This is a genomic window from Sphingobium sp. PNB (genome assembly GCF_019873065.1).
Classification (GTDB): domain Bacteria; phylum Pseudomonadota; class Alphaproteobacteria; order Sphingomonadales; family Sphingomonadaceae; genus Sphingobium; species Sphingobium fuliginis.
In genome coordinates this window covers 1-20,875 of the sequence record NZ_JAINEZ010000072.1, presented here as the reverse complement: position 1 = coordinate 20,875, position 20,875 = coordinate 1, and the positions used below count along the sequence as shown (strand labels likewise).

General features: G+C 59.7%; 10 protein-coding genes and 1 pseudogene. 9 read left to right on the top strand and 2 right to left on the bottom strand.

Annotated elements, in window-relative coordinates:
- Positions 1-371 precede the first annotated feature (371 nt).
- Together K7W03_RS20180 and K7W03_RS20175 are read left to right on the top strand one after the other, a co-directional pair.
- Positions 372-707, top strand: a complete 336-nt coding sequence (locus K7W03_RS20180; RefSeq protein WP_125445799.1) for a hypothetical protein — start codon at positions 372-374, stop codon at positions 705-707.
- The gene (locus tag K7W03_RS20175; RefSeq protein ID WP_020817769.1) at positions 704-1,324 is read left to right on the top strand and encodes a thermonuclease family protein; all 621 of its coding nucleotides are present in this window, start codon (positions 704-706) and stop codon (positions 1,322-1,324) included. Before K7W03_RS20180 ends, K7W03_RS20175 begins: the two co-directional genes overlap by 4 nt.
- Positions 1,325-1,348: 24 nt before the next feature.
- Here K7W03_RS20175 and K7W03_RS20170 read toward each other — a convergent pair whose 3' ends face one another.
- Positions 1,349-1,789, bottom strand: coding sequence for a hypothetical protein (locus tag K7W03_RS20170; RefSeq protein ID WP_125445800.1), 441 nt, complete (start codon positions 1,787-1,789; stop codon positions 1,349-1,351).
- 224 nt (positions 1,790-2,013) lie between these two features.
- A pseudogene (locus K7W03_RS28365) lies at positions 2,014-2,220 on the bottom strand (transposase); the annotation flags it as partial.
- A gap of 260 nt (positions 2,221-2,480) precedes the next feature.
- Between K7W03_RS28365 and zorA the strand changes: the two are divergent.
- From zorA to K7W03_RS20130, 7 genes are all read left to right on the top strand, one after another.
- Positions 2,481-4,406 (top strand): anti-phage ZorAB system protein ZorA, encoded by a 1,926-nt coding sequence (gene zorA, locus K7W03_RS20160; protein ID WP_031286062.1) that lies wholly within the window; start codon positions 2,481-2,483, stop codon positions 4,404-4,406.
- Entirely contained in the window at positions 4,406-5,134 is a 729-nt protein-coding gene (locus K7W03_RS20155; protein ID WP_020817773.1) for a flagellar motor protein MotB, read from the top strand. Before zorA ends, K7W03_RS20155 begins: the two co-directional genes overlap by 1 nt.
- Positions 5,131-6,531, top strand: a complete 1,401-nt coding sequence (locus K7W03_RS20150) for an EH signature domain-containing protein (protein ID WP_020817774.1) — start codon at positions 5,131-5,133, stop codon at positions 6,529-6,531. Before K7W03_RS20155 ends, K7W03_RS20150 begins: the two co-directional genes overlap by 4 nt.
- Positions 6,532-6,534: 3 nt before the next feature.
- Positions 6,535-10,362 carry a DEAD/DEAH box helicase gene (locus K7W03_RS20145; protein WP_222887152.1) on the top strand — a complete coding sequence of 1,276 codons (3,828 nt, stop codon included), beginning with the start codon at positions 6,535-6,537 and terminating at the stop codon, positions 10,360-10,362.
- 98 nt (positions 10,363-10,460) lie between these two features.
- Positions 10,461-13,778: an STY4851/ECs_5259 family protein gene (locus K7W03_RS20140; RefSeq protein ID WP_031286067.1), complete on the top strand. Its 3,318-nt coding sequence runs from the start codon at positions 10,461-10,463 to the stop codon at positions 13,776-13,778.
- Positions 13,768-19,731 carry a DEAD/DEAH box helicase gene (locus K7W03_RS20135; RefSeq protein WP_037444943.1) on the top strand — a complete coding sequence of 1,988 codons (5,964 nt, stop codon included), beginning with the start codon at positions 13,768-13,770 and terminating at the stop codon, positions 19,729-19,731. The genes K7W03_RS20140 and K7W03_RS20135 overlap by 11 nt, the downstream gene beginning before the upstream one ends.
- A gap of 393 nt (positions 19,732-20,124) precedes the next feature.
- A complete protein-coding gene (locus K7W03_RS20130; protein ID WP_226870340.1) occupies positions 20,125-20,730 on the top strand; it encodes a DUF1993 family protein in 606 nt (201 codons plus the stop codon).
- The last annotated feature ends 145 nt before the right edge of the window (positions 20,731-20,875 follow it).

Below are 20,875 nucleotides of genomic sequence, written 5' to 3'. Positions count from 1 at the left end.
CGCCCTTGGGTGGCAGGTGAATACGCACAAGGACTGGAAGACGGCGCAACCCGGGAGTTGCAGCAGCTCGTGAGGGCCTCGCCGATGCTTGCCCGGGCCATCGTGGAGGAGCTTACGGTTTCAGGACTGCCCTCGGCCTCCGACTGAACAGCGTCTCTTGGCTCTAACGTGCCAGTCGCGTAGCTGCGTATGTACGGGGGAGGCTTCCCTTCTCAGAGACTTTTCGGGCTCTCCGCGCATGATCAGAAAATCAGCATTTGTGGTGTCTAGCGGAAATGCCTTAACTTATAGGCAGTTAAATCGCTGTAGATGAGAGGCAGAGACGGCGGCTCAAGCGGGTTGTCGCGTTTGGTCAAGGAATGCGCATCAATATGAACAAGATCCCGGTAGCTGCACTTTTCGAGGGCCAGATCGTCACACTGGAAGGCGATCGCTATGTTGATCCGCGGAGTGATGTTGATGAGCTTGCGACGCCAGTGACCGTGGTAGGTTATCATGCCGGCATTCCTACAGCGCACGATGAGCACCGAGCGTTTAAGCTCATAGGCGATTGGAGTGATGTTGCGGCAGAGGAGGATGTTCCTGAGCAGGCCTGCACAATGTTGCTCGTCACGCCGGCGCCTTCGTCGAAATTGCTCGTAGCTTATTTTCCTGATGACCAACATGAAGTATCGGTGGATTGGGATCATGATGACGGATTTGAATGATTTTCGCACCGGATGATCCGGGTCCGATAGCGCCTGACGAGGCCTTGGATGTGCGTGTCCTAAAGGTTTTCGACGGCGACGGCTTCCTGGCAAATGTTTGGCACCCACTGCGAGAGGCATGGGTGGAGCGCATCCCTTTCCGGTTCGCGTTCATAGATGCACCAGAAATGGAACAGCCCTTCGGGCCCGAAGCCCGCGACTTTCTGCTCGGGCTGGTAGGTGGCAAAAAGCTTCGTTTGCTTCCGATTGGCAAGGAATCGACGGGCGGCGTACCTATCGACCCGTATAAACGCCTCCTCTGCATGGCATATTTAACGGAGCAGATGGATCCCGGAAGGGTGGAATATTATCATGAGGGTAAGCGGGGATCTGGCTTGGTGACGAGACCCCGGTCCGTTACCCGCAATATCGAGCTGGAGATGATCGTAAACGGTTGGGCCTGGGTCACAGAGCAATATGCGTTCGACCGCGAAGCGGAATATTTCAATGCACAGGACGATGCCAGGCGGAACCGGCGCGGATTATGGGTCAGCAACAATCCCGATCCGCCGTGGAACTTTAAGCGTCGCCAGAAGGATCGAATGCGGCAAGCGGAGGGGCAGGGGCGACTGATTTAGAGCAGTGCCTCACTTTCCATATCATCAGACGTTCAGTTCAAGTTGATCCCATTCGATGCCGGCAGCCTTCAACCGCGCAAAAGGGTCAGCATTCTCGTCGTCGAACGACCAACCTTCTGGCATGCGCACTTTGAGGCCGAGCTTGAAGTCGAGGCGCTGTCGTTCAGCTTTGGAGATCATCACGATCTTCAAATGCCGCTCCAACAATTTCGCGACCGCTGACGCATCTGCTCCCGAAGAAAACATCTTCTCGCACTGATTACGAATGAGCGCCAAGGGCACTACATGTTCACGATGGTCAGCGGACGCCCGTGAGCGCCCGGCCATGATGATGTGGTTAGGGATCAACGGCTCATCAAGCAAACGCGAGTGACGCCAGTTTTCTTCCCATGACTGATGCATTACCCAAGCAGCTCGTTCAAACACCCGTCTGGTAATTTCTTTTTCGTCGAGTTCAGGTCGCATACTATCCGGCACTATGTAGAAATGATGCCCATTGTAGGGTTGCGTTGGGTTCCGCAAGCCCGCGTATGTCAACATGCTTCAGTTTCAGCTGCTCGAGCATCCGGTTAAAATGTCACCGCGGTCCGCAATTCGACTAGGATTGAGCTCACAGCGTCTCGATGCTTTTCATTCCGGGCAGCCCAAAGGCGTCGAAGCACATTCTCTCTACAAAATCGTCGAGTTTCGCGGTTCTCAAGGCGAAGCCGTTCATTCTCCCGCGCCAGATCTGCCTGCGGCGCTGCCACCGGGTCTGACGGGCGATAATGCGAAATCCATTTGTTCAGGGTCGACTTGCCGACGACCAAATCCGACGCGACCCGTTCGCGCGGCAAACCGCTGGTCAGCGCAATACGCACCGCCTCCTGTTTGAACTCTTCACTATGCTTGATCATCTCGTCGGTCTCCTGAACGAGCCTTAAACTCTCAAGTGACCGGCGCAAAACCGTTACAAGTCCATAGGCCGCGTCTGCGGACGCTGGAGAAAGTTGAAGCCTATCTAGCGTCGAGTTCAGCCAGCTAGCTGTTTACAAAAGAGAACAGCGGCTTATGCCCCTGTTAAGGGTTCCTCATGTCCGGCAGCCATTCGCGAGCGTGGCATGCCTCGACTGTGCATAAGTGGGAGCCCGAATTGTGCGGGCACGAGGGGGACTGCGTGGAAATTACCGAATGGCTCGGCCACGGGCTAATATTCTTCTTTACCCAAATTCCGCTCATCGGCGATGCGATGGCGGCATTCTTGGCTGTGGCTCTCATTGGTACGGCCTTTGCGATTTCCTATCGCTATAAGCGCGAACACCACCAGCCCCTAGCCGCCGCGATTGAGGCGCGCGTGCGCCTGATCGACGAGGTGACCGGCGGCAGCATGGCGGACGCCGATGCCGCGCTGATCGCCTTTGCGCGTCGATTCAACGATGTCGACGAGCAAATGATGGAGGCGAACCACCCGGAAGTGCTTCCGCTTCGCCGGACCTGGGAAGAATACCGCGAAACGATCGTCGATCCGGGCGCGGACGTGTTACAGAATACCGGGCGCCCCGAGCATTTTTTTGTCAATATTGGCGAGCACCATCGCGGGCTTAACTGGTTTGCGAATATTTTTATTGCGATCGGCCTGCTCATTACTTTTTTGGGCATCATCGCAGCGCTTTCGACTCTCGATTTCAGCGGCGGGGTCGACGCGATGCAGGAGCGGCTCAACGAGCTGATGAAAGTGGCCGGGGCCAAGTTCTGGGCATCGGTAGGCGGTATCGTCGCTTCGATCATCTTGCGCTCGTATGATTACCGCTTTGGCAAGCGTATCACCGACGGCCTTTCAGCGCTGTGCGACGCGCTGGAACACGGGATGGCCTATCTTCCTCCGCAGCGCATTGCGGCCGATCAACTCGAGCAGCTCAAGGAGCAGACCCCGGCGCTTCGGACATTTTCCGAACAATTGGCAGCAGCCCTCGACGGCGCGCTCGAAAAGCAGATGGCTCCGATGATCAGCCATCTGGGGTCGATTCAGCAGGGCATCGACAAGATCAGCGGCGGCGGCGGTGACGCTGTCCGGGATGCTATTGTTTCGGGCGCCGGCGCCGAGATGGCGGGCCTGGCCGAAGCCATTGGCGCGATGACCGCCTCGATGGCGACAATGGCAGACCGTTTCGAAAAGCAAACCGGTGAAGCGGATAAACAGATCGAAGAGGCGGTGCGCCGCTTTGGCCAGGCTTCTGAAGAAATGCGGGCGGCCTTCGGTGACCTCAACAAGAATTTTGGCGTCGTCGCAGACCGCATGCGCGAAGAAAACGAGCAAACCAGTGCCATGGCCCGCCAGCGCATGGACGAGCTGCTCTCCAATCTGGCCACCGCGCTGGACGAAATGAAAGCAGGCTTGGCCGCAGCGGCAGGCAAAATGGGCGAAGCCTCGACCGACGCGGCGAACAAAGCTGCGCGCATCGGGCAAGAAGTGCTGGAAACCTCCTTCTCGAACTTTGTCGAAAAATTCAACGCCACTGGCGCGCCGCTCGTAGCGAGCATGAAGGGAGCGGGCGATGCGATCGCCTCGTCGGCCGACAGGCTGGCGAGCGCACAGGGTGCGATAGGCGACCACGCGCGCGCCATAGAGCAAGTCGCCGCGCGCTCGAGCGATTTGGCTACCGCTTTCGGGACTGTCGCCAACGATGTCGAGGCGGCCAGTGCGCCCGTGCGCCAGTCAGCACTCGCGATCGCCGAAGCGGTCAAATCGGTTGAGACGGTGGTGGTGAAAAACGCGCAATCATCCGAAAGCGCACGCGAGGAAATGCGCAAGCTCGCGGCTTCGCTCAATCAGACTGCGTCCGCAGCCTCGTCGGCCTGGTCTGAATATCGGGCACGGTTTGAGGAAGTCGACCGTGCGCTTGGCGATGCGATTCAGAAAATTTCTGACGCTGCGGGCAATCATGCCTCGAACCTCAATGACCGGGTCGGCCAGATCGACAAGGCGCTTGGCGAAGGTGTCGCTCAGCTTGCCGGCGCTCTCGAACCGCTGACGACCTTGCGCGACACGGTTGAGGAGCTCGCCGGAATTCTCGCGAACCAAAGCCGGGAAGCTGCTGAATAATGGACGGTGTCGTTCGCCGGAAGCACGCCGAAGAGGGTGAAAGCTACTTTATGTCGATGACCGACATGATGGTTGGCTTGCTCCTGATCTTTATCATCCTCCTGGCCTACTTCGCGCTTCAGCTTCAATCGAAAACCGCCGAGCTGACCGGGGCCAACCTGACCCGGGCTGAGATCCTCAACGATCTCCAACAGTCTCTCAAGGACAAGGGGCTGCAAGTCGAGATCGACACCAAGACGGGCGTGTTGCGGCTGCCCGACGACGTTCTGTTTGACAAAGGCCAGTGGGAACTGACCGACAGGGGACAGGCAGCGATTAGCAAGGTGGCGAGCGCCATGGTTGAAGTCCTACCGTGCTTTACCACGTCGAACCTCTGCAAAGGGGCTCGCTCGCCGCATCTCATTGATGCCGTTTTTGTCGAGGGCCATACCGATTCCGACGCCATGGTGGGCGCGATGAACAATTACGGCCTTTCGGTGCGCAGGGCGGAAACAACCTTCAGCATGTTGCAGCGCCATCAGCCGGACTTGCAGGAATTCCGCAACAAGCCCGACGGTGAGCCCGGGTCGGCGCCGATCCTGGGGCTCAGCGGTTACGGTCCGGACCGCCCGATTGCCCCGGGTGACAGCGAAGCGGCCAAGAAGCGCAATCGGCGGATCGATTTGCGTTTCCTGATGACCACGCCAAGCGTTGGCCTTGATCAGGATATTCTGAGGCAAAAGAAATGAGCTTTTTGCGCACTGCGATCGCCCGCATGGAAGCGCTTGCAGCCGCGGGTCTGGCGAAGCCGCCAACGACACAGCCCGCGTTGCAGCGGCAGTTTGCCAAACTCGGGGCAGCGGGGATCGGCGAATCGGAGCCGATCATCGAGCTCAAGCCGTTCCTGCGCGAAGCGGCGCATACTGGCGCCAAACAGCTTCCGCGCTACCAGCTCAACCGGGTGCTGCGTGGGGCGTGGTGCGATCCGGAATTTGATGTTTTGGGATCCGCCGCCATCGATCGCGTGGTCGGAGAACCGCGGCGCAGTTCGGACCAGGCCGTGATCGACGGCTATCTTACCTACTTTCCCTATGATCGCCCTATTATGGGCAAACTCGCAAGTGCCGCGTCGAGCGCGGCGCAGCGGCATGACTGGGCGTGGCGCGACAGGGCCAGACGGTGGGATATGTTCGCTCCCCAGCAGGGCCCGTCGAAAATGGCCTTCGATTTTGTGTCTTGCGACGCCGGCGGAATGGGGCAGCTCATGCGGGAAACCGGTCTGGGGGCCAACCTTGCGGCTAGCGGGTTTGGCCAGGCGACATTTGCACAAACCTGCGTCGCAACCGCCACCTTGCCGCCTAACCAGGCGCTCGGCTCTCAGCGCAATCTGCTCGCACTCTTCGACCGCGATGCGCTCGCCGGGCAACTGGAACTGGTTGTGCGTGCATTGCTGGAACCGTGGGTCAGCGCCAAGCCCGAGCCACAGCACCGCAAGGCGATCTCGGCCTTTCTCCTCGACCAGGTCGGTGATCCGCGTCTGCAACGCACCCGCTGGGACCGGATTGTGCGCGCGTTGTCCGAGTCAATCGGCGAAGCGCGTGCCCGCGAGGTTGCCCAAGTCTTCAAGCGCTGGCTCACCGAAGTGGCCATGCGCGAGTTTTTCCGCGCCATAGCCAAGACAACGGACCGCCCGGATCAATGGGCACAGCGCGAAAAATTCTGGATGGCCTATCTCGATGAAGGCCTTGTCAGCGATGCTTGGCCCGCTTTGGGCATCCGCGCCCGCAACCAGATCGAGCATCTCATCCGCCAGAGCGGTGAACGCCCCGAATTCGGGATCATCCAAGGCGGTCCAGCGGCCTCGTCCTCCATCATCATGCAGATCGGTGATCTCCGCATTTCGGAGTGGAGTGACAATGGCTCATGCCGGTTTTGGCGGGACGATGATCCTGGCGCCCCTGCACTGTACGCAAAGGTCTATGATGGCGGCAAACTACGGACGACGAGGGGCCGAACCGATTTTGAATACGAATCCCATGTGCCGGCAAGCCCAGGTTGGGAAAACAAGTTTGCCGGCCTGATCCACCGCCGCACCGCCATTGCTCATCCCCGCTTCGGCAGGGGTCGGACCCGCGACTGGAATTGATCGATCGTGACCACGAAGTTTATCGCGACACAAGCAGCTGACGGCAACGAAACGATAACGCTGCTGCGCGCCCTGCCGGGAGGGCTGTTCCGGCGCGCTTCCAGTGAAAATGTGCCACTATCAGACTGGGTCAAAGGCGCTCCCCAAGCCGGCCAGGCCGCATTGGCCCTCGCGCGTTCCTTCGACAGCGAAGGGCAAATCCGCGAGGAAGCCGATGGCATAGTCCTTCCCGCGCATATTGTCGCGCGGTTGGACGAGGCCGATGCCTTCGCCCTCGGCTTGCCGCCAGCCACGCCTTTGACACTTCAACTGAATTCGAGCGGCTCACTCGCGGCGGGCTCGATCCAGGTCAACGCCAAGTGGGTTCGCCGCGGCGGCTTGCCCGTCCGGGCGGATATTGCTGGCGCGCGTGTGCGCGAAGGCGGCCGGGTCGGGCGTATTCCGGAGCCAATTTTTTCGGTCTTCCAGGCAGCGATCGCCGTTAATGCGACGACCGATCCCGATGAACGCCGTGCGACATTTGCGCAGCTTCGCGCACAGCTCGGTGACGAAATCGGCAGCGGCATCGAGGCGGACGGTTTTCTCGAGCGGGTTCGGATTGCCTATGCGGCTAATTTCTCGCTCAACGCCAGGACTGATCATGGTCGCTTCGACTTCGACCCGGTGCTGTTTTCCAGAAACGCCGCTGAAACCTTGGATGGCGATCTTGTCGATGAAGAGGCGGCATCGCTGCTGACGCCTGATGATTGTCAGCACTTTCATCGCAAATTTAAAGGTCAGGAAGGTGGGCGGCGCAGCTATCTTCTCTCGGACGGAACCCTCCTGTTCCTCGACCCAATGCTGGGTAAGGCTCTCGATGTTGTCCGTACCAAGCAAGCCAGCTCGTCGCAGGAAAAGCGCGAGTTTCTGCGCTCGCCTCAACGAATTTTGCGCGAAGAGCTGAAACTAGACGCGGGCGATGATGATGAGGCGGCAGACCGCCTCTTTGTCGAGACACAGCAGTTTTCAGAGCGGGTCAGCGGCATCGAAGTTTGGCAGAAGCCCGTCCTGCCCTGGATCAAGCCGAAGCCGAACAGCTGGCTTCCGGAAGGGTTCGGCCTGCGGATCGGCGATCCGCCGAATGCGCGCCATCTCGAACTGGCTGCCGGTGAAGCCGAAAACCTGGCCGACACCGTCGAAAAGGCGATCGACGCGGGTACCGAAACGGTTGCCTGGCGGGGCGAGGACATTCCCGCCACACCCGCCACGCTTCAGTCGGCGCGCGCCCTTGCCGATCTTGAGAAGCAGGTTGCCGCAAATGCGGGGCATCCCCCGGCAGACGAGACTGTTCCCGAAGCGCTCGAAACCTATTTCCTCCAGGTCGGCGAGAATTTCGAGCAACTCGACTATGCCCGCTTGCCCCGGTCGCAAGCAGCTTCTGAGCCCTTTAGCGTTCCCGGGACGCCGCAAGGCCTGAAATCGGAGCCCAAGCCCCACCAGCGCGAGGCCTTTGCCTGGCTTACCGAAGCCTGGGAACGCAAATTGCCGGGCGTTCTCCTCGCCGACGATATGGGGCTCGGCAAGACGTTCCAGGCCCTGATGTTCTTGCTGTGGTTGCAGCGCACATCGGAGCATCCCAAGCCAGTACTGATCGTTGCCCCGACCGGTCTCTTAAGAAACTGGCAGGCTGAAATTGCACAGCATATCGAACCCGGCCTGTTGGGGCCGGTGGTGGAAGCCTTCGGAGCCAATCTGCGCAACATTCGGTTCGAGCCGGGGAGCGACATCCGCGGCGGAACCTCGCGTCTGGACGTGAGCGAGTGGGAGAGCGCGGGTATCGTCCTCACCACCTACGAGACCATGCGCGACTATCATATGAGTTTTGCGCGCATTCCCTTTGCCGCCATTGTCTACGACGAAATCCAGAAGCTCAAAAATCCGGCCAGTCAGATGACACGGGCGGCCAAAGCGCTGAACGGGCGCCTTCAGATCGCTATGACTGGCACTCCGGTGGAAAACAGGCTCCAGGACCTCTGGTCGATAGCCGACACCGTTTACCCCGGCTTTCTGGGATCAAGCCGCGAATTTGAGAATAGGTACCCCGCCAGCGACCTGGAGCGGCTCGGAGACCTTCAGCAACGGCTGATCGAGCGTGACGACGAACTGCCTCCCTTCATGCTTAGGCGCATGAAAGACGAAATTCTGACGGGCCTACCGGAAAAGAGTGCCCGCAAATACGCCGTCGAGATGCCGCCGGCACAAGCTCAGGCCTACGATCTGGTCCTGGCCCGCGCGCGTGCGCTGCGCGAAAGCGGTGAGCAGGGCGCTATGCTCAAGGTGCTGCATATGCTGCGCGGCACCTCGCTCCATCCCCTCCCGCCGCGCGGCATTACCGATATCGATGCCTACATCGCGCAGTCCGCACGGCTCCAAAAGACGTTCGAAATTCTTGAGGGCGTCAAGCAACGCGGGGAGAAGGCGCTGCTGTTCTGCGAAGACCTCGAAATGCAGGCCTTTCTGGCCATGGCGGTACAAGAACGCTTCGACCTTCAGCGCAGACCCATGTGTATCAGCGGCTCTGTCGCGGGACACAAGCGTCAGGAAATGGTGAGCGCTTTCCAGACCTCATCGGCCGCATTCGATGTTCTCATTCTCTCGCCAAAAGCGGGCGGTGTCGGTCTGACCATTACAGCTGCCAACAATGTGATCCACCTGTCACGATGGTGGAACCCGGCTGTCGAAGACCAGGCGACCGATCGCGCCTATCGCATCGGCCAGAACCGTCCGGTGACGATCCACATTCCGATGGCCATCCATCCGGACGAGGCCATCGGCCCTTCAAGCTTTGACCAACGCCTCGATGCACTGATGGATCGCAAGCGTTCGCTGAGCCGTGGCCTGCTCATGCCGCCGGAAAGCGAACGCGACGTTGAGGATCTTTTGTCCGACGTGCTCGACGGGCGTCATGCCCAGCCGGAGGCAGGAGAATTCACTGCAGTTGCGTCAAGCACAGACGCATCGTCGTGGAAAGATCGGCGCAGCGCAAGCGTGCGCGACATCTCTTTGGTCGACGAGGCGCCGGATGAAGACCATCTATCGTTCTCGGCGGACGTGGCTGCCTCGTCAGAGGCTCCGATCGCCGAAGAAAGCGACAATCCAGAGCCTGCAATGCCGGCAAATGAGCCGCAAATACCGATGTCCACCGAGGCCTTGCCAGTGGAAGAAGCCGGACCTCTTGTCGAAAAAGCAGGCGTAGAAAAGCCGGAGACGGCATCGCGCGAGACTGCGCGACCCACGCGGCGCCCCATTCTATCGGTGCGTAGCCCGATTGAGGCGGCTGAAGCGCGCACCCCGTTCGTTCAGCGCGTGGTCTTCGAGCAATACGGTCCACGCGATTGGGCCATTTTTGAGCAATATGCGCGTGACGCTGCGATTGCGCGGCTCGAAGTCCAGGATCCTTATTGCTGCGCGGATGAACAGGCGCGTAGCCGTCTCGTTAATTTCATCAGCCGGTTTGAGCAGCTCTCCTCGCAGATCGACGCTGTCCACATTGTGACCTTTGACGCAGATTCGGTTCAAACCCGGGACCAAGAAAGCACCCATGATCAGCGAAAGGATCTCGAAGAGCGCTGGCAGCGCACGATGGCCTCAGTGCCCTTGCACCTTGTCCAGAAGTCACGCCGATCGGGCGGCGATTTGCACGACCGGTTTGTCAAAGCCCGGCTTGAAAACGGCGATAACGTGATTTGGGATCTGGGTCGCGGGATCGACGGCGTCATGAACGCGCGCTGGTCGTGCGTGGTCAACGCCTTTCATGAGCGTCCGGCGGCAGCGTCATCTCGGGTGCATTAGGTGTGGGTAAGCTTCATAATTAATTAGAAAGTAATGATTAGTGGCGGTGAGGGACATGGGGGTGTCACGCGAGCATCCTGGAGACGACGAGGCGCCGGGTGGATAGCTCAACACTAAAAGATCGTGATTTTAAGGCCGAGATCGCAGCGGCGCGCAGAAATCCAGAACAGCTGCGCAAGATCGCTGACGAAATTCACGCTCTTGGTGGTCCCCGCATCTTGATGATCCGGGCGATCCAATTGGCGCGAGAAGCTGCCAGTGGTCCGCACCCGCTCGGAAGGATAGGCGCGGAGCTCGCCTTGCCCCGCCCGGCCGATTTACCGCTGTATCGATATAAACTGGCGGCGGGCGCGTTCGAGCGGATCGCGAAGAAGCTGTCATCGAGCCTGGCGTCGGATATGCTCCGGCCCTTTCTTGCTCCGGCCTTCGTTCTTTGGGCCGCGGATTGGTTTCGTCGCTCCTATCAGGGAGGGAAGCCGAAATGGGAAGATATTGGCTCGGCCTTAAATGTGCATCTCAATTGGTCGGAGTGGATCCGACTTGCCGACCAAGGCTTCGAAGCTTGGAAAATTCCTCCCCTAATCAGAGCATCGGACAAGAGTAATCAGCGCCTTGCCAATCTCGCCCGGCAAGGAGGATTTCCCGCGGCAGCCATTGAGAGCGGGGCAGGTTGGCCGCGGAAGTATCTCACAAGGGCTGTTGGCGAGCTTTTGGGCTCAGATGTCCAGGACATCGGCACCGCAATCGCCACCTGTGAGCGCAACGAATACCTCCTGCCGACGATCTGGCGCAGCCAGGAAATGTATGCGATCTGCGGTGAGCTGGCGCTCAAGATTGTCGAATTGCGCGCATTCGTTGACAAGGAAGTGCCGGCCGATGGTCGTCCTTACTCGGCGCGGCTGGACCAGTCGCACGAGGAGTGGCGCGATGAATTGCCAATGACCCTGGATGGGGCGGCGGCGGGTCTGATCGATACGTTGCTGGAAGCAAAAAAGCTCTCCAGTAGCGGCAGCATTCGCGTTGGCCGGATGATGTCTCAGCATGGCGAAGATTGGCGTGAATGCCTCGACTTCCACCTCGATGGACGGTGGGACGACAAGGACCAGGTGCTCTCACCCGGCGATCACATTCGCGTGTTCCTCCAGCCTTCCGATGGATTGGCGGACCGAATTTCCGGCAGACTGGCCTATCTTGAGCACGAGGACGCGAACCGCTGGATCGCAAGACCGATGCGAAGTGAAGCGGCAATCGAGTTTCCATTCGACCTGCCGGTTACGACCGAATTTCACGCGCGCGGAGATCGACTGGCACGCAGCTTTATGCTGCCTGGCGGTAAGCCCGTGAGCGGCGGGCTTCGTGTATTCGAACCGCGCGCCACAGATGCCCTGCGCACAACCTTTGCTCTCATCGGCCAAGGGTCCGGCGCTTACAAAGCGGAGCCTGTTTTTATCGATGTTCCTGAGGACTGGTCAGTTCGAGGGAAAGACGGCAACGCCGAGATTGAGCCCGAAGATTTTGCCTTCGCTCCAAGGCGTTGTCTTTACCGGTGCGCGGGCACAATTATAGCTCAGAAGAGCAACGGCGACAGTTTCCTTGTGCGAACCGGACAGAGTGCAGACCGCAAGGACCGGGTCTCGATCGTGGCCGATGCAGTTTCCGGGGTACAGACGCCTGATGGTGAACAACTCTTCAAGCACCCGCTCCATGCGCAGGTGTCCGATGGTCTTTCACACAGGGTCGCATCCCGGGGAGAGGTGCGTTGGCGGATTGCCGGCCAACGTAGCTGGTCGGAAGACCTGGCCACTGCCGGACCCGGGTTGTGCGAATTCGCTTGGCTCGATGGTGTCACAGGCCATGTGCGCGATCGGCTGACTGCATTCGTTCTGCCCACTGACTTTGCGCTGACACAGCGGAGCAACGGGACCCATTCCGATATCGAGCTGAGCGGTTGGGATGGGGCAGCTGTGCTTGGCGACGAAGCACCGAGTTCGGAGCACAGCTGGCGGATACGGATTGATCCTCCTCGCCTGGCCTTGCTAACCTTACGCCTGGCTGCCGCTCAAACTCCTGCGTTCGATCTTAAAGTTCCGCTCCAATCGAAGGAATGGCTCACAACCTGGTACGGAGATCTCCTCCCGCGCGACGCAGTTCTTGGCCTGGCCGATCTTCGTGACACGGTGGCACGCGCTCCCTCGACTTCGATCCTGATGGGGGACGTTGCCCATCATGCTGACGCTGCGTTGGACGCCAACTGGCGAATTGATCGGGAACTTGGCCTGTCCGCATTGCGAACGGACATTGCAGCTCTCATGCGCCCCCTTGGCATCGACGCTCAGGTTAGGCTCGATTTTCATAACGGGAGCAATGACCACTGGTATGTAACGGAGTTTGGCAACATTCTCGAGCGGGAGCCAAGCGGAGGCTTGCGCCCGAAAACCGCGATAGTCGGTGAGGATGTTAGGGTATGTGGACGCTCACTCGGGGCTCCCGAGAAAGAGCTCGAATTTGGCAGTTACGACGGCCTGCAAAGTGGTCTTGGTGGCCAGCTCATTCACTTACCGCATCTCAAAGGTGATTGGCTCGTCTATCTTCGTGAGGGCTCCCGCGTCCTCACTCGACCCAAATTTGTCTCAGGTGACCCTGATCCCGAAGTTCCACAGCACCAGCTCGGCCGGGCCATGGCCCAGCCATTCCTTAAGGCGCAAGAAGACCTGCAGTCCCTCGTTACCGATATAGCGCAGGATCCGACGACGGCAGAGGCCGGTCAAACGATCCAAGTCGTCATGAAACTGGCCTTGTCGCTAAACGGCCTCCCACCGCAGACATTCGAGATCTTCAGCAAACTGGTACACGCCGGTGCACTTGCTCCCCTGCTACTGTACCGCTGTGAAGAACAGCACCTGTCGACCATACTCGAATTGTTCGACGGGCTTTGCTCGAGCTGGATCCTCTTGCCATACGGCGCATGGGATTCAGCTTTCCAGGCCCAAGGGCTCTATCTCGTTACCCGGCTGGATGATCCCAAGTGGGCATTGACCAGACTCACTGAGCGCCAGAATGAAATCGCAGCACGTGCTCCCCAGCTGGCTCCTCTGATTTGCCGCGATTTTTCGCCGTCGACCTGGGAGGACGTGCGTAGTCACTTCACGGATCACACGAGCGAGGGCATCAGCACAGATGCCGGTGGCTTCAATCCATTTCGCCCCGCTTTCCGCGAGCTGCTCCCGCAGGAAAACTTTCTCGAATCCCTCATGCGCGTCTTCGACGCCCCGTTTGTCGCAGCCTTGGCTGCTATGGGGCGGATCACACTCGACAAGGTACAGATTCTAACGGTGAAAGACGTCGAGCGACGTCATCCCACATACTTCGCCAAGGCCTATGGCTACGCCCTTACGGAGCTCAAGAATGACCGCTGATGATGTGTCCCAGCCTACCCGTCTGTCGCCGATGGATGTTCATCGGCGCTTGCAGGCTGGCCTCGCAGAAGCGGTCGTGTCTCGTGCTGGCATCAGGCATGAGGGCCTGAACGACTTTCTCCGGCAGAACCTAGCCGGCACGGATCCCTCCAAGGGTGCCTTGCTGTCGGAACAGCTCTTTCAGGCAGCACCCGGCTATGTTTCGTCGGGCAAGCGCCCTGACGAACTCACTTCACTGCTTCATCCGCGCACGATCGACGCAATCACGAAAACGCCCGATGCGGAGTTGCGGTTCGATTATCCTGCCTACGCCCACCAGCTGAGGACCTGGGAGCTTCTGCGCAATGCAGACCCGCAATCTGTGTTGGTCTCTAGTGGGACCGGTTCTGGCAAAACCGAGTGCTTCCTCGTTCCGCTGCTTGATGATCTGGTCCGCGCATCTGAAGCAGAGGGTCAGCTGACCGGTGTGCGAGCCCTCATGCTGTATCCGCTCAACGCGCTGATCGCGAGCCAGGAGAAGCGTCTAACGGCCTGGACCAAGCCGCTCACCGGCGATGTGCGCTTCGCCCTCTACAACGGGCTGATGGGAACAGCGCGGAAATCAAACCGCGACAAGGCCGAGCACGATGTCCCGCATCAGGTTCTTTACCGCGAAACGCTCCGCGCGAACCCGCCCCCCATCCTCGTCACGAATCAGACGATGCTGGAATACATGACGATCCGGCGTGAGGATCGTAAGATACTCGATGCGTCCAGGGGCAAGCTGCGTTGGATCGTGATCGACGAAGCGCATAGCTACATCGGTTCAGCCGCTGCGGAGCTGTCGTTGCTGCTTCGGCGCGTCATGAATGCGTTCGATGTGACGCCCGATCAGGTCCGATTTGTGGCAACGTCAGCCACCATAGGATCGGCAGAAGACGCGGAGGCAGTCGCTTCACTGCAGCGCTTCCTCTCCGATATCGCTGGCGTCCAACTTGAGCGCACACATGTCGTAATCGGCAAGCCGCAACCGGTGGATCTTTCGAAGGTCTTGACTGCATCCGACGATCCGGCGGCCCGCGTAGTGGCCGAGATGCTCGAAAAGAAGCCGCAGACCATCTCATCTCTGTCATCCGTGACGACGTCTGCAGAGAAGATCCTGCTCGACCTGTCTGCGCACAATGCCAAAGAGATCAGGCCGGTGCTGCCGATGCGCGCGCTCAGTTTTACACGCGCCATTCCTGGCCTGTGGACCTGCATTAATCCGGGCTGCACCGGGGGCACACGGCCGGACGGCTGGCCATTCGGCCCGGTCCTGTTTGATCAGAAGGACAGTTGCCCACACTGCCAGTCGCTGGTGTTCGAGATCCAGAGCTGCCCGGATTGTGGCGAGCCGTTCCTGCCTGCTGACGATTTGGGCGACAGGGTCTTGCCGCGGCGCAGCGATCAAGACACCGATGAGTTTCGCGAAAATAGTTATCGCGATCGGGACCATGACGAAGACGAGGAGGAAGAGCGGCAACCGGAGGGCATCGGGCATCCGCGCCTAATCGCTATCAACGCGCAATCCCAGTCGACGCTTGTTGGATTTGACGTCGTCAGCGGCGAATTGACCGACGACACGAGCCAATTCTCGCTGACGCAGTTGAACGAGGGGCGTTGCCCGGCCTGCCTCAGCAACAAGCGCCATGGACGGCCCGCCATGCTGTCATTCCGGTTCGGCACACCGTTCCTGACCCAGAATGCGGCGCCCATCCTCCTGGAGGGTGTTTCACCGCACCAGGCAGAGCATGCTTTGCCTTTCGATGGCCGCCAGCTGATCAGCTTCTCCGATAGCCGACAGGGCACGGCCCGGTTTGCTGCCAACATCGAGACCAACGGCGAGCGCGGATTCGTACGCGGGTTTATCTACCATGCGGTGCAGAAGGCGGCTCAAGGCAGCGACCTCCCCGAGGAGAAGCTGCAGGAACTAATCCAGAAGCGTGCAAAGCTCGCGAGCCTGGTCGATGAAATGCCTTCGTTTAAGGACGACATCGCAAAGATTGACGCCGAGCTTAACGGTGTCGGCACAGCCGGCATTGCGTGGAAGGACCTAGTATCGGCTCTGGCCTCCGAGCCGACAATCGGCATGATGGCGAAGGTCTGGGACCTCGACCGCAGCGAGCGCTATCACGATAATCGTGAAGCACTTGCTCGCTTCATGATGCTGCGAGAGCTCGCCCGCAGACCGCGCAACGCCAACGCCATGGAGACGTTGGGCCTTGCACGCTTGCGTTTCCCGGATATCGAACGGATCGGAAAGGAGAAGCTGCCGGAGGCCGTTGCGGCAAAAGGTTACTCAATCGAGGACTGGCGCGACTTCCTGTATTTCATGGTCGACTATCTCCGAAGCTATTTTGCGTTGGACGTAGACGACGGCGACGCTCGTTGGATGCCCGGTCGGGCGCGTCCACGAAATGTAATCGGACCTGATCAACCCCCCGGTTCCAAAAGGGATGTCCTCTGGCCCTCAGTTAACACGAAAGGTGGGCAACCGACTGCCGTCCTCCTTCTTGCTACCGCCCTGGGTTTGGTTATCTCGGAGCCGCGCGATCGCCACGAAATCAATCAACTCCTTCGCACAGCGTGGGAACACATGGCGCCGCTTCTCTCCGGTGTCGGCGGCACATTCAGTCTGCGCCTCGAGAAAACCGCAGAGATCGAAGCCGTGACCCAGACCTGGCAATGCCCGCTAACGCGGCGGGTGCTGCCCCGGCTCGTGTTCGGTCGTTCGCCAAACCTTGTCACCACGGGAACTGGAAGGTTCGACGGCAAGGTGGTCGCGGAAGTCGAATTCCCGAAGCTGCCGCATACTCGGCCGCTCAATTCCGAAGCTAAGCAAAGGCTTGCTGACTGGCTGGCTGACGACGAGCAGGTGCGGTCCCTACGCAGCCAGCGTCTATGGACCGATATTCACGACCAGGCGGCGCTGGCGACTCCTTATCTGCGCGCCGAAGAACATAGCGCGCAGCAGCCGCCGCACCGGCTGCGCGATTTCGAGGAGCAGTTCAAGCAAGGCGACATCAACCTTCTGGCCTGTTCGACAACGATGGAAATGGGCGTCGATATCGGCTCGATTGAGGCGGTCCTGATGACGAATGTTCCGCCCTCGATTGCCAACTACAACCAACGCGCGGGTCGAGCGGGTCGACGGGGCCAAGGGTTTTCGACGAGTCTGACGATTGCTCGCAACACCCCGCTCGATCTGGAAACGTTCGCCGATCCTGCCAGCTACCTCGCCCGCAAGCTCGCATCACCGCGCGTTTCTCTGGATTCGGACCGTATCGCCCTGCGCCATGCGAACGCCTATCTGCTCGCACAATGGTTCCGGGAGGTGGACGGCGAGTTCGCGCGGACCAAGACGGGCGATTTCTTCGGCTGCCGCGCCGACCTTCGACCTTTCGAAGGGCTGCCGCCCGTGGACGCCTTCTGCGAATGGGTTCAACTGCCCACTACTGCTGCAAATACAGACGCTGGGCTCAAACGCCTGCTGAAGGGTACTGGTCTCGAATTCGACACCGCAATACGTGAGCACACTGCTGCGATGTTCAAGCAGGAGGCAGCAAACTTCCGACGGACTTGGGAGCGCCTGAAGGACGATGCCGATGCGCTTGAAGGTCCTGCAAAGAAGGCAATCGAGTTCCAGGCGCGGCGCCTGTGCAAGGAGTTCCTGCTCAAAGAACTGGCCAATCGCTCCCTGATCCCGGGAAGCGGGTTCCCTACAGCCGTTGTTCCCTTCGATACCTTGTGTGCTGAAACCCAGAAGGCGCAGGAGCGTCTTCGCTCGGACGGGGAGGGAATCCGGAATCGGCGTTATGAATGCCCGACCCGCAATGCTGACATTGCCATCCGAGAATATGCTCCGGGGGCCGAGGTTGTGGTCGATGGACTCGTCTGGAAGTCTGCAGGCGTAACGCTGAACTGGCTAAGCCCGATTGATAGCGGGCAGCGCGAGCCACAGAACTTGCGCTGGGCCTGGTGGTGCGATCAATGCGGCGGGGCCGGTTCCGATCACCAGATGCCTGAGTGTTGCGGCCATTGCGGCGATCCGAACGTCAAGACGGAGCAATTCCTCGAGCCGGCCGGCTTCAGGGTCGACTGGAACGCGCACCCCCATGCGGACACCGATCAGGCTGTCTACATCGAGCCCAAGTCACCAAAGGTGAGCGTGGGGGACGCCTTGTGGCAACCCTTGCTGCAGCCAACCAGCGGTCGCATCCGTGCTTCGCACGATGGCTACATCTACCACCATTCGCGCGGCCCTAACGACAAGGGCTACGAGATTTGCCTCGAGTGCGGACGAGCCGGGGAAGCCGGTACAGACGCGCTCAAGGATCACTGGCCGCTTACGCCACGCGACAAGAAGGCGATTGATCGTTGTCCGGGCAACGATCAAGGGTACGCGATCACGCGTGCCCTGGCTTTGGGGCACGAGGTTCTGACCGACGTGGTCGAAGTCCAGTTGTCCGGGCTCGAAGGCGACGGCGCAGCCTGGGCACTCGGCGCCGCTCTGCGTGAAAGTCTCGCCCGCTGGCTCGGCATTGAGCCACGCGAGCTGGGAATTTCAGTTGCGGCAAGAGATGGCCAGTTGGGCCGCAAGACGCCTTCGGTTTACCTGTTTGACGAAGCCTCTGGCGGCGCCGGGTATGCGCCGAGGTTGCTCGACGACATCTATCATGTGTTTGAACGGGCCTCTCATGTTCTCGATTGCCCCAAGGAATGCGAAATGGGGTGCTCGGCCTGTGTGCTGGCGCCAGATCTCTACAAACAGCAAGGGCGCCTGGACCGCAACGCGGCGTTGATCGCTGTCCGTGCCTTCCTTGAGACGAATGCCGAGTTGCCTGAGGAGGACCGGGCCATTGCGGATGCGAAGGCTGTCAACGATGCAGCAAACACAATTCTGCTGCGCGCCCGTAGCGGGGATAGCGTAACGGTATTCCTGCCCGACGCATTCGACCTTGCCGAACTATCCTCGATCAAGATGCGGTCGTTTTTCTCGTCTGCCTCAGCCCGAGGCGTGCCGATGACGCTGGTTCTGTCCCGCAAATCGTTCGATAGCTTGGCTGAAGTGGAGCGCCGGTTCTTGCGCGACACGGCAGTACGCAACGACTTCCGGCTTGCACTGGGCGACGCTGCAGGAGGCCGTTTCGGCAACCATCGGATCGCCGAACTGGTCTCCCAGGATGGTGCGAAAGGCTTCTTTTCACGCGACGAGAATGCGGCGCAACCCGGCGAGCGATGGGGGGTTGGTGAAACCCATGCTGTCGTTGCCGGCAGCATCAATCCGCCGACGCCCTTCACTCTGATAGCTGCCGACGACCTCGAGCGCCAAGTCGCTCCCGGGGACAAGGTGGAGGTCATGCTTGGATTTGGCCAATGCCCGGTGGGACAGTTTGGCAAACGTTTTGGCGCAAAGCTGAAGCAGCATATGGAAGCCGCAGGCATCTGGCATCCGGGCCAGCTAGTTCGAATTTCCTATTCCGACCGCTACCTCAATGCCCCGCTACCCATGCTTCTGTTCCTTCGGACTTGCGAAGCTCTTGCCGCCGAGCTGAAGGCCGGCGACACAGTCGAAGTCGATGTGGTTGTACAGCCGTTGAAGAAAGACCGTGTGCAGTATCGGATCTTTAACGACTGGGATCATGAGGGCGACCGGGAGGATGTGGCGCAGTTTCTGGGGGAAAAGCTTGGGCTCAACGTCGCCCTCAAGGTGTCCGATAGCGCAATTCATGGGCGGAAACTCGAACTGGGGTACGCAGACGGGAGCAAGGCTATCATCCTGCTCGATCAGGGTTTTGGTTACTGGCGCATCGTAGGGAATCCGCCGAGACATGACTTTGGTGCAGCACCGGCGGCTCAAGCAAGTGACCTCTCCCGGTCAAACGCTGCAGTGTCGGGGACTGGGGAAAGCTACTTTGCTGTAGCGCGCCGGTAACGTTTACCGGTTTGGAGCGGATGTTTGATGGCGGATGTGAGGAGTATAGGACGCTTGCCACTGAGGCGCTTTTCGACCTCCCGTGTGCGATACGAAAGTGGGGGCATTCAAGGGGGCATGCAGTATAAACATGAATTAAATAATCTAATGAAATGAGTGTCTTGAATATAATGTTTGGTTTCCTCCCTCTCCGCCATATTATCCCTCAAGTCGCTGAATTCCGGCAAATCGTTCCGCCTGCTCCCTGTGGGATAGCTGTGCCCGATAAGGGTTGCTTTCATCGGTTGATCCCCGCCCGACGATGGCGGGTGCCTCTTCCAGATATTCAACCCCAGGCTCCCCATCCGGTGCGGGCGCTCCAGTCCTTGTGGAACGCTGCCGGGAAGGATGCGGTTGCCGATCCTGGCCAGATCGGCCATTGCCGGTCCATTCGGTGGCCAGTCAAAAGGTTCAGGATCCATGATGACGCTTTACGACGCCTTCGTACCGGGGTGCCTTCAGATTTTGGAGTCTGTCTCGAGACTGGTTGTGAAAGCGAAGTCCTATTGCGATGCGCAGTCTCTCCCCCCGGAACGGCTGCTTCATGCCAGACTCGCTCCCGACATGTTGGACTTCGCCTATCAGGTGAAAAGCTGCGCAATCCATTCCATCGGCGCGATCCATGGCGTTCAGCGCGGGAATTTCTCGCCTGACATCGCGGCGCCGCCGGCCAGTTTCGAGGAATTGAACGCCAGGGTGATGGAAGCGGCCGACGCCCTTGGCGCACTTCAAGTTGCCGATGTGGAAAGCTTGAGCGACAGGCCGATGACATTCACCATCGGTGACAAGCTGCGCTGGGATTTCCTGGGCAAGGATTTCCTGCTCAGCTTCTCCCAGCCCAACTTTTATTTCCATGCCTCCACGGCCTACGACATTCTCCGGACGAATGGCGTGCCCCTCGGGAAGCGGGACTATCTGGGCGCCGTTCGGAAGCTGCCGTCGCCGCCAGCGCCGATCTGATCCGCTGGCGGCATGGCGGGCAGGGCCCCGGCGCGCCCGCGGACGTAGCGAGCCGGGGAACTAACCTCTCTTATTCACGACGCTCGGTTTCGGGCCCGCTCTGGGCATTTGCTGCGGCTGGCTGTATTGCGCGGACGACCGGCAT